The sequence below is a fragment of the Alloprevotella sp. Lung230 genome (assembly GCF_014385435.1).
In the GTDB taxonomy this organism is placed as follows: domain Bacteria; phylum Bacteroidota; class Bacteroidia; order Bacteroidales; family Bacteroidaceae; genus Alloprevotella.
The window spans coordinates 33014-43132 of record NZ_JACSUD010000018.1 but is presented as its reverse complement, the minus strand read 5'-3'; the positions used below and the strand labels follow the sequence as shown (position 1 = coordinate 43132).

At 57.1% G+C, this 10119-nt stretch carries 9 protein-coding genes; 4 read left to right on the top strand and 5 right to left on the bottom strand.

All coding sequences use genetic code 11. The features are described 5' to 3' along the window. The 5 genes from H8527_RS08810 to H8527_RS08790 form a co-directional block, all read right to left on the bottom strand. Positions 1–440: hypothetical protein (locus tag H8527_RS08810; protein WP_187547466.1), on the bottom strand; the 440-nt coding region annotated here is incomplete at its 3' end. Between the two features lie 65 nt (positions 441–505). After that, positions 506–1963, bottom strand: coding sequence for a rod shape-determining protein RodA (rodA, locus tag H8527_RS08805; RefSeq protein WP_187547464.1), 1458 nt, complete (start codon positions 1961–1963; stop codon positions 506–508). A gap of 38 nt (positions 1964–2001) precedes the next feature. Further along, complete coding sequence (locus H8527_RS08800; RefSeq protein WP_187547462.1) at positions 2002–3852, bottom strand: penicillin-binding transpeptidase domain-containing protein; 1851 nt, start codon at positions 3850–3852, stop codon at positions 2002–2004. Between the two features lie 12 nt (positions 3853–3864). After that, a complete protein-coding gene (locus H8527_RS08795) occupies positions 3865–4380 on the bottom strand; it encodes a rod shape-determining protein MreD (protein ID WP_187547460.1) in 516 nt (171 codons plus the stop codon). Between the two features lie 207 nt (positions 4381–4587). Further along, complete coding sequence (locus H8527_RS08790; protein ID WP_187547458.1) at positions 4588–5604, bottom strand: aspartate-semialdehyde dehydrogenase; 1017 nt, start codon at positions 5602–5604, stop codon at positions 4588–4590. 225 nt (positions 5605–5829) lie between these two features. Here H8527_RS08790 and H8527_RS08785 point away from each other — a divergent pair, with 225 nt between their 5' ends. From H8527_RS08785 to H8527_RS08770, 4 genes are all read left to right on the top strand, one after another. Then, the gene (locus H8527_RS08785; protein ID WP_187547456.1) at positions 5830–7893 is read left to right on the top strand and encodes a cation:proton antiporter; all 2064 of its coding nucleotides are present in this window, start codon (positions 5830–5832) and stop codon (positions 7891–7893) included. 33 nt (positions 7894–7926) lie between these two features. After that, on the top strand, positions 7927–8628 hold the full coding sequence (locus tag H8527_RS08780; protein WP_187547455.1) for an ABC transporter ATP-binding protein: 702 nt from the start codon (positions 7927–7929) through the stop codon (positions 8626–8628). 12 nt (positions 8629–8640) lie between these two features. Then, a complete protein-coding gene (locus tag H8527_RS08775; protein ID WP_187547453.1) occupies positions 8641–9486 on the top strand; it encodes a S1 RNA-binding domain-containing protein in 846 nt (281 codons plus the stop codon). 186 nt (positions 9487–9672) lie between these two features. After that, complete coding sequence (locus tag H8527_RS08770; protein WP_187547451.1) at positions 9673–10089, top strand: DUF1934 domain-containing protein; 417 nt, start codon at positions 9673–9675, stop codon at positions 10087–10089. Positions 10090–10119 lie beyond the last annotated feature (30 nt).

Genomic DNA, 10119 nt, shown 5'->3' with positions numbered 1-10119 from the left:
TCCTTGCCTGCCTGTCCGTCCTCATAGCCCTGCGCATAGCCGCGACGATAGGCTTCGGCATAGTTGCGGCGCTGGGCAGCTGTGGGAAATTGGGAGGTTTCGTCGTAGGAAAGTCGCTCGTCGCCGGTCACACCATCTTCCAGTCCGGCAAAGTAGCCATCTTCGTAGCCGGCATCGGAGGGGATGCGCGTGTCGGTGGCAAGAGAGTCGTCATCGGCCGCGGAATTGTCGTCAAGGTGGAGGGCCGGAGTGAGTTCGGGTGCGGCAGTGGTGTCGGGCGTGGCGATGCGAGAGAGGCTGTCGCGACGGGCGGCATGTTCGGGAGAGAGGGGAACGTCGGACGATTTTTTCAGAAAGAGGATGAGCCCGACGGCAATCAGTGCTATCGTTCCAAAAATGAGGGCACGGAGAATGCTTTCAAGGCGATCGGGGTGTGGCATGGTGAGAGAGCGGAAAAATGGGAAAAGAAGGTGATGTGAAAAGCAGAGGAAAAAGGCGGTCGGTGTCAGCGGCGCTTGCGTCCGGCATCAATGCGCAGGAAGATGAACAGGAGCAGGGTGAAGCCCCAGAGGGACGAACCGCCGTAGGAGAAGAACGGCAGCGGAATACCGATGACGGGGGCAAGCCCTGTGACCATCCCAATGTTGATGAAGACGTGGAAGAGAAGGATGGAGAGCACCGAATAGCCAAAGACGCGGCCGAAAGTGGTGGGCTGTCGTTCGGCCAGCACGACAAGTCGCAAGATGAGCGCGAGAAAGAGGAGGAGTACAGCACTGGCGCCGAGAAAACCTTCTTCTTCGCCGACGGTGCAGAAGATGAAGTCGGTGTCTTGTTCGGGCACGTAGTCGAGTTTGGTCTGCGTGCCGTTCATAAAGCCTTTTCCACGCAAGCCCCCTGAACCGATGGCAATCTTCGACTGATTGACGTTGTAGGAGGCATCGCGGTCTTCTTCGACCCCGAGGAGCACCTTGATTCGTGTGCGCTGGTAGTCCTTGAGGACGTTGTTGAGCGCATAGTCGGAAGCGTAGAGGAAGCCCACACTCCCGATAGAGAAAATGGAGATGAGCAAAAATGTTCTGACACGCTGCCCGAGCCACTGCGTACCGAGGTAGGCGATGAGGAGCGCCATTCCGCCGATTTGCACCCACGAGATGTCGAAGGGGAATAAGAGTGCACTCACGCCCCAGGGGAGGAAATTGAGCACCAGTCCGAAGAGCAGGACGCGGCGGGCGTGTTCGGGCTGCCGCGGGCAATAGATACGGAGCATGCCGTAGGTGAAAATCCAGATGAGCGACATGACCACGTATTCGCCCACGGAGCCGGTGGTGCCGGGGAGGAGGGTTTCGCCATAGCCGATGCCGACGACAAAATAGAGCACCGCGGCCACCGCCACAAAAAGGATGGCGCCCGGCATCCCCTCACGATAGAACATGAGGAAGAAGGCAAAATAAACCAGAGCCGACCCCGTCTCCTTCTGCAAGACGATGAGGGCGAGGGGAAGCAGCACGAAGCCGGCGGCTCTGATCAGATTGCGCCGCACGTTGAGGGTAAATCCGTTTTGATTGAGAAGTTTGGCGACCATGAGGGCCGTGGCGCACTTGGCAAACTCCGCAGGTTGGAGACTGACGGGACCTAAGGAAATCCAAGACTTCGACCCCTTGATGTCGTGAGCAATGAAGGGAGTGACGAAGAGCACGAGCATCATGACCCAATAGAAGAGGTCGGCCAGCATGTCGAAGTAGTGGTCGTCGAACATGAGGATAATCATGCCCAAACCGAGGGAACAGCCGATCCAGAGCAACTGCTTTCCGGCGCGAGAGTCGAACGAGAAGAAGTTCATTTCACCGAAACTGTGGCTGGCCCCGCACACACTGATCCACCCGAAGGCGAGCAGGAGCAGAAAGATGAGCAGCACCCATCCGTCGGCACGAAAAGCAGGGTTGATGTGGTTGGATTGCGACATAAGTAGGTGTTCAAAATTGGAGAGAGGCAGAGGCCGATTCAGCGTTCGGCACTGCCGTAGTTGATGCGTCGGGCTTGGAAAGCAGCCGCTTTGACTTGAGAGTGGGGGGAGAGTTTCCCGGTGAGGTATTGCTCCATGATGAGACTGCCGATGGGCACGGCAAAGTCAGCGCCAAAACCCCCATTTTCGATGTAGACGCAGAGGGCGATGCGCGGGTTGTTCATCGGAGCGAAGCCCATAAAGGCCGAGTGGTCGTGGCCGCGATTTTGTGCAGTCCCCGTTTTTCCGCACACCTCCCATCCCGGCAGGTCTGCTCCGCGGCAAGTGCCGCCCAGCACCGCGCGCCGCATGCCGGCCACGGCATAGTTGTACCAACGAGGGGCGACCATCGTGCGATGGGGGCGGGTGTAGAGGGTGTCGATGCACTCCCCCTGGACGCTGTGGGCGATGTGGGGGACGTAGAAGTGACCGCGGTTGGCAATGGTAGCGGCCAGATTGGCAATCTGCAGCGGAGTGGCGGTGACCTCCCCTTGTCCGATGGAGATGGAGATGATGGTCAGTGCGTTCCACGACTTTTTGTAGGCTTTGTCGTAATAGGCCGCGTTGGGAATCATGCCGCGGCGCTCTCCGGGGAGGTCCACCCCGAGTTTGTAGCCATAGCCCATGGAGACGACCTGGTCTTTCCAACGCGTCATGGCCGCTTGCACCGACCCATACTTCTGCCGGTTGCCGAGCATGCGCAGCAAGTTCCAGCAGAAATAGGCGTTGCAGGAAGTACCGATGGCAGGAACGAGATTGATGGGCGAGGCGTGGCCGTGACAACCCACGTGAAGCCCCTTGTAGTTGAACCCATGGTGACAGGGAAAGGCCACTTGCGGATTGATAGAACCCTCTTGCAGTCCGAGGAGGGCCTGTGTGATTTTGAAGGTCGAGCCCGGCGGATAGGTGCCGCTGATGGCCCGATTGAGGAGAGGGCGTCGGGGGTCGCGCATCAGTTGCTGATGATGCTTTCCGCGGTCGCGTCCCACCATGGTGCGGGGGTCGTAAGTGGGCGCAGAAGCCATACAGAGGATTTCACCCGTAGCCGGTTCGATGGCCACAATCGCCCCGAGTTTGCCTTCGAGCAGACGTTCGGCGAGTTGTTGTGTTTTGAGGTCGATGCCGAGGGAGAGGTTGCGCCCGGGACGAGCTTCGCGGTCGAACGCTCCATTTTTATATCGCCCTTGTGTGCGACCGTGGACGTCGCGAAGCATGATGCGCATTCCTTTCTCCCCGCGCAACACCTTTTCATAGGAGCGTTCCACCCCAAGTTTGCCGATGAAGTCGCCGCTGCGGTAGTAGCTGTCGCTGTCGACATCGGCCTGCGACACTTCGCCCACATCGCCCAGAATGTGCGCTCCGATGCCTTGGGCGTAGCGCCGCACAGAGCGCTTTTCGGCCGAGAAGCCTCGGAAGCGGAACAGTTTTTCCTTGAACATCGAAAACTCTCCCGCCGGGATTTGACTCATGAAGAGCTGCGGCGTGTTGCGAGAATAACCCACATTCTTTTTGGAGTCTTTGATTTCGGCCATGCGTGCGATGTACTCCTCGCGAGTGATGCCCACCGTCCGGCAGAAGTCGAGGGTGTCCACCCCGCGCTGGTCCTGCATGGTGACGAGGATGTTGTAGGAAGGTTCGTTGTAGACGAGCAGTGTGCCGTGGCGGTCGGTGATGAGTCCGCGCGAGGGATAGATGATTTCCTTTCGGAAGGCGTTGGAGTCGGCACTTTTCCGATAGTCGTCGCTCATGAGTTGGAGGGTGAAAAGGCGCACAATATAGACAAGAACGATGGCTATTGCCACCGCTCCTACTACATATTTTCGCTTTTCAAAACTATAATCTTTGGGCATACGGACTAAGGACTAACGGGGCGAGCGCGAGAGGCGCACCCGCTCAGTGGCGGCGATGAAAATGAGGGTGAGGAGGGTCGACCCGACGATGTTGAGCAGCAGGGTGAGGGGGTGGAAGAAAGAGAAGTTTTCGAGACAGAAAAACAGCGTCGTGTGCACCAGTGTAATCAAGGTGGCATAGCGAAGGAATGTCCCCCACTTCATCGTGCGTACTGAAGGTGCAAACTCATCGTCGCGCTGATCGGCGGGCGTAAAGAGATTGAGCACCGGCGGAGTGATGAGTCCGATAAAGGTGGTGGTAGCCGCCGCTTCTCCGATGGTGGAAGAAAAGACATCGACCGTCAGTCCGAGCAGAAACCCCAGCGCCACGTAGACCCATCGCGCCGTGTGGTTGGGCAGGATGAGCAAGAGGTAGAAATAAGGCATAGGAGTGGCGTAGCCCACGATGTGGATGTGGTTGAACACCAACACTTGGAGGGCCAGCAGAAGAAGAAACCAAAAAGCGCGCGTCAGGAAGTCTTGCAACATAGCAACGAAGAGAAAGGAAGAAGAGACCGCTCCCCGATGCCTTCAAGGCAGAAGCTGTGAAGGGGGCAGTCGGAGGGAAAGGTGAGGATGAAGGGAGAGCGAATGGGGACGCCTTGATGTTTCACCTTAGCAAAAAGAAAAGTCCATCTCAAAGGCCAACGCGGTTCGCCTTTGAGATAGATTTAGGGGGAAGGACGAAGGGCGAGTTTATTTCGCCAGCCCATTGTTGGCGATGAGCCATTCGGCAATCTGCACGGCATTGAGCGCTGCGCCCTTCTTGATTTGGTCGGAGACCAGCCAGAAGGTGAGTCCGTTGGGATTGGCCAAATCTTCGCGGATGCGTCCCACGTAGACATCGTTGCAACCGGCGAGGAAGAGCGGCATGGGATAGTCGCGTTCGGCAGGGTTGTCCTGCAAGGTCAGGCCTTCGCCGCCGGTGATGGCAGCACGTACCTCTTCGATCGTGAGGGGACGCTCCGTCTCCACCCAAATGGCTTCGGAATGGGAGCGCATCACCGGCACACGCACACAAGTGGCGCTCACCTCGATGTCGGAGTGCATGATTTTCTTCGTCTCGTGGTACATCTTCATCTCCTCCTTCGTGTAGCCGTTTTCGGTGAAGACGTCAATCTGTGGAATGACATTGTAGGCCAGTTGGTAGGCAAACTTTGAGACGGTGGGCTGCTCGCCACGCACAAGTTGTGCGGTCTGCGTTTCGAGTTCGGTCATAGCTGCTGCACCGGCTCCAGAGGCGGCTTGATAGGAGGCCACGTGGACACGGCGAATGTGGCTGAGGCGTTCGATGGCTTGAAGGGCAACGACCATCATGATGGTGGTGCAGTTGGGGTTGGCAATGATGCCACGCGGACGATTGAGGGCATCGGCAGCGTTGCACTCGGGTACCACCAACGGCACATCGGGATCCATACGAAAGGCCGAGGTGTTGTCGATCATCACGGCGCCATGGCGTGTGATGTCTTCCGCAAACTCCTGACTTGTTCCTCCTCCGGCACTGGTGAAGGCGATATCGATGTCTTTGAAGCCGTCGGTATCGTGGCGAAGTTCGCGCACAACGATGTCCTTATCTCGAAAGCGGTAAGTCGTTCCGGCACTACGGCTCGAACCGAAGAGGCGAAGTTCGTCAATGGGAAAATTGCGTTCGGCCAGTACGCGAAGAAATTCTTGGCCCACGGCGCCACTGGCGCCCACGATGGCTACGTTCATTGAAATGGATGAGTGATTTGAATGATGTTGAGGAGCAAAAAAGGAGTAAAGACAATCCGCTTCCTATCCAAAGGATAGATTTTGCGATACGGCTTCTGCTCCGAAAGCCCTTTGTGTGCTGCAAAATTATAACTTTCTGCGCTATTAGTGGGCACTATTGCGAAGTTTTTTGCTAATTTTGTAGGCGAAATCCTGTTTACTCTCGTGCTCACGCCCTTTTTTTGCATGCCCAACTTTTATATTCCCATCACCGACCCCACGTGGATTTTCTTTCTCGTGCTGAGCATCGTCCTTTTTGCGCCGATGATTCTCGAGCGTCTGCGTCTTCCCTCCATCGTGGGGATGATTGTGGCGGGTGTGGTGATTGGGCCTTACGGTTTGCATGTGTTGGAGCGCGATGCGTCGTTTGAGATTTTCGGTAAAGTTGGGCTTTACTACATCATGTTTCTCGCCTCACTGGAGATGAATCTGGTCGATGTCTGGAAAAACCGCAACAGTGCGCTGGGCTTTGGCCTGCTCTCCTTTGCCCTCCCCTTTGCCGTAGGCGTGGGCGTGAACCTTTCCGTGCTCAACATGACCTTGCCCGCCGCCATCCTCGTGGCGTCGATGTATGCCGCCCACACCCTGCTCACTTACCCCATCGTGATGCGTTGGGGGCTCTCCCGCCATCGTGCCGTGGGCATTGCCGTAGGAGGTACCATCATCACCAACATCCTCACGCTCTTGGTGCTGGCGGTGGTGGGGGGTATGTTCCGCCCCGATGCCGACAGTTTCAATCTGGCGCTGTTGGTGGGAAAAGTGTGTCTGACAGGCGGCCTGATTGCGTGGTCGTTTCCGCGCATCTGCCGCTGGTTCTTCCGTCGTTTGGACGACAGCATCGTGCAATATATCTTTGTACTGGCACTCGTGTTCTTGGCTGCCGGTTTGATGGAATGGGTCGGTATGGAAGGCATCTTAGGCGCGTTTCTCGTGGGCTTGGTGCTCAATCGTGAAATTCCCCCTGCCGGCCCTTTGATGAACCATATCGAATTTGTCGGCAATGCACTTTTCATTCCCTATTTCCTCATCGGTGTGGGCATGCTCATCAATGTGCAGACGATGCTCACAGGTTGGCAGGTCTTTTTCATTGCCGGAGTGATGTTGCTCACCGGTACCGGTGGCAAATGGCTTTCCGCCCGACTCTCGCAGCGGCTTTTTCGCTGGTCGAAGGCAGAAGGCAGCATTGTTGTGGGACTTTCCACCGCTCGTGCAGCGGCCACACTCGCCATCGCCCTCGTGGGCTACGACATCATCATGCCCGATGGATCTCATCTCTTGGGCGACTCCATTCTCAACGCCTCGATGCTGCTCATCTTAGGGTCATGCCTCATCGCCTCGATGACCACCGAGCGTGCCGCTCACCACATCGTGCTTTCGGGCGAGGCAAAGCAGGAAAGTTCGGGCGAAGCCAAAGACACCCTCCTCGTAGCACTCCACAACCCACGCACGCTCATCCCGATGGTCAACCTGGCCTTGATGCTCCGCACCCCCTCCGCCACTGCCCAACTCACCGCAGTTTCGGTCATCTTGGGCGATGATGCCAACGTACGCTCCGAAGCACAGAAGCAATTGGACTACGCCGCAAAAATGGCCGCTGCCATCAATGTGCGCATGCAGACCCACTGCCGCTGGTCGGTCAATCCCGTGACCGGCATTGTCCATGCTGCCAAAGAAAGCGAGGCCTCCGACATTCTCATCGGCCTCCACCAAAAAGTCACCATCGGCGAAACCTTCTACGGCAAGTTTGCCACCGACCTCCTGGCCGCTGCCGGCCAACAGATTCTCCTCTATCGGCCGCTTGTGCCCATCTACAGCCTCCGTCGTCTCCATGTCGTGGTGCCACGCAAAGCCGAGTTCGATCCAGGTTTCCGACATTGGTGTCACCGTGTGGCCACGCTTTCTGCCCAGATCAGCGCCCGCCTCTCCGTCTACAGCGGCAGCACCACCCTCGATGCCGTGCGCAACATGTGGCGCACACAGCACCACACCGTCGAAGCCGACTATCACGACTACTCCTCGTGGAACGATTTCCTCCCCTTGGCCGAACGCCTCCGTCCCGACCACCTCGTGGTGTTCATCGCGGCCCACAAGGGGATGCCGTCCTACCATCGCTACATCGAAACCATTCCTCAACAAGTGGAGCGCTACTTTTCAGCACGCTCCACGCTGATCATCTTCCCCGCTCGTCCCGGTGGTGCGGCCAATGCTGTCGCCGACCTTCGCAGCGGTATTTCGGTCATGCAGAAATAGTTCTCTGCCTCACTTCACCTCCACTCCAACCGCATGATACACCTTCACAATATCCACAAGTCCTTTGGCAATCTTCATGTGCTTAAAGGCATCGATTTGACCATCAACAAAGGTGAAATCGTGAGCATCGTCGGCCCCTCTGGCGCGGGCAAAACCACCCTCCTCCAAGTCATGGGCACGCTCTATCGCCCCGATGAAGGAACGATTGAGATGGTCGGCACCGACATCACCCGTCTCTCCAAAAGTGCGCTCTCGAAGTTTCGCAATCGGCACATTGGTTTCATTTTCCAGTTCCACCAGCTGCTTCCGGAATTTACCGCCCTCGAAAACGTGATGATACCCGCCCTCATCGCCGGAACATCGCGCTCGGCGGCCAAGGCACGCGCCCTCGAACTGCTCCAGTACCTCGATCTCAGCGCTCGCACCGATCACAAACCGGCGGCGCTTTCGGGTGGCGAAAAGCAACGTGTGGCCGTGGCGCGCGCGCTGATGAACGAGCCGGACATCATTCTGGCCGATGAGCCTACGGGCTCACTCGACTCCCGCAACCGCCAAGAACTCCAAGAACTCTTCTTCCGTCTGCGGCGCGACATGGGGCAGACGTTCGTCATCGTCACCCACGACGAGGAACTGGCCCGGCTGGCCGACCGCTGCATCCACATCGTCGACGGCATCGTACGTCCCGAAGAATGCCCCGAAGCCGCTCCCACCGACAACACGCCCGAAGCCCTCTAAACCGAACGCATTATGATCAATCTCGGACAACACAACACCCTTACCATCACCCGATTTACCGACCACGGCGCTTATGTCGACGGCGGCGAATTGGGCGAAATCCTCATCCCCAAAGCCTATGTCCGCCCCGAAATGCGTCCCGGCGACACGCTCTCCCTCTTTGTCTACCTCGACCAGCAGGAGCGGCTCGTGGCTACCACTGAAACCCCACTGGCCGAGGAGGGCGACTTTGCCTTTTTGGAAGTGGCGTGGGTCAACGAACATGGCGCCTTTCTCAACTGGGGTGTGATGAAAGACCTTTTCGTGCCTTTCCGCGAACAAAAGCGGACGATGGAAGTGGGCGAAAGTTACATCGTGCGCATTTACGTCGATGCCCAAACCCAACGTCTGGCCGCCACGGCCAAGGTGGAGCGCTTTCTGCAACCTGCTCGAATGAACGAGTACCATCGCGGCGAAGAGGTAGACCTTTTGGTGTGGCAGCGCACCCAACTCGGATTGAAGGTCATTGTCAATGGTCGCCACGCCGGCTTGATTTACAACGACGAACTCTATGCGCCCGAACCCCGCACCGGTCACCGCCTTCGGGGCAGCGTAGTGTCCGTTCGCCCCGATGGTCGCCTTGACATCTCCCTCCAGCGTTTGGGAAAGGGGCGCTTCCGCGATTTTGCCGACACCCTTCTCGAAGCCCTCGAAGAGGCCGACGGCTTCCTCCCCTTCACCGATCATAGCGATGCCGACGCCATTGCCGAACGCTTCTCGGTGTCGAAGAAAACTTTCAAGCGCGCCGTCGGTACGCTCTATCGCAACCGCCTTATCACCCTCCACGACGAGGGCATCCGCCTCGTTCGTAAGGCGTAAGCCACAAGGCCGTTCAGCTGCCCATACGGCGGCGGTTTTCTCCCCCGTCCAATCGAGTTGAATTTACCTCAGAGATAGTTTTTTCTACCTCAGAGATAAAAAAAATTACCTCTGAGGTAAATTTTTCTATCTCCTATCTTTTTTTGAGGCCTTCCCACAGAAGGTGTTTTCCTCCTTATTTTCGTCATGATTTATCCCGCTCGGCTTCACACTCGCCTGCGCTCCACCACTCCCGAAGGGCAGCAGGACGAAATCGTCCAAACCTACCGCGCCATGGTCGCCCTCCGCGACAACGGCACTTGGTCGCTCCGTTACACCGATACCGAAAATCACGGACAGACGGCTTTGCAAGGTGCGCCGCAATGGATGTCCATTTCACGCGATGGCGACACCCGTTCGCGTCTTCTTTTTCGTGTGGGGGAGCGTTTGGAAAGCGTTTACGTCAGTCCGATGGGTGAATTTCAAATGCACACCCATACCACCCTTTTCAATGCTACAGTCGAAGCGGAACAAGGGCGCGTGGAACTCCACTACGAACTCTTCCTCTCCGACAGCCTTGCCGCACAAAACGAATTGGAAGTGTGGTGGGAGCGACAAACGTAGATTTTACGGCTTTTTTGATAGGAAAATTTG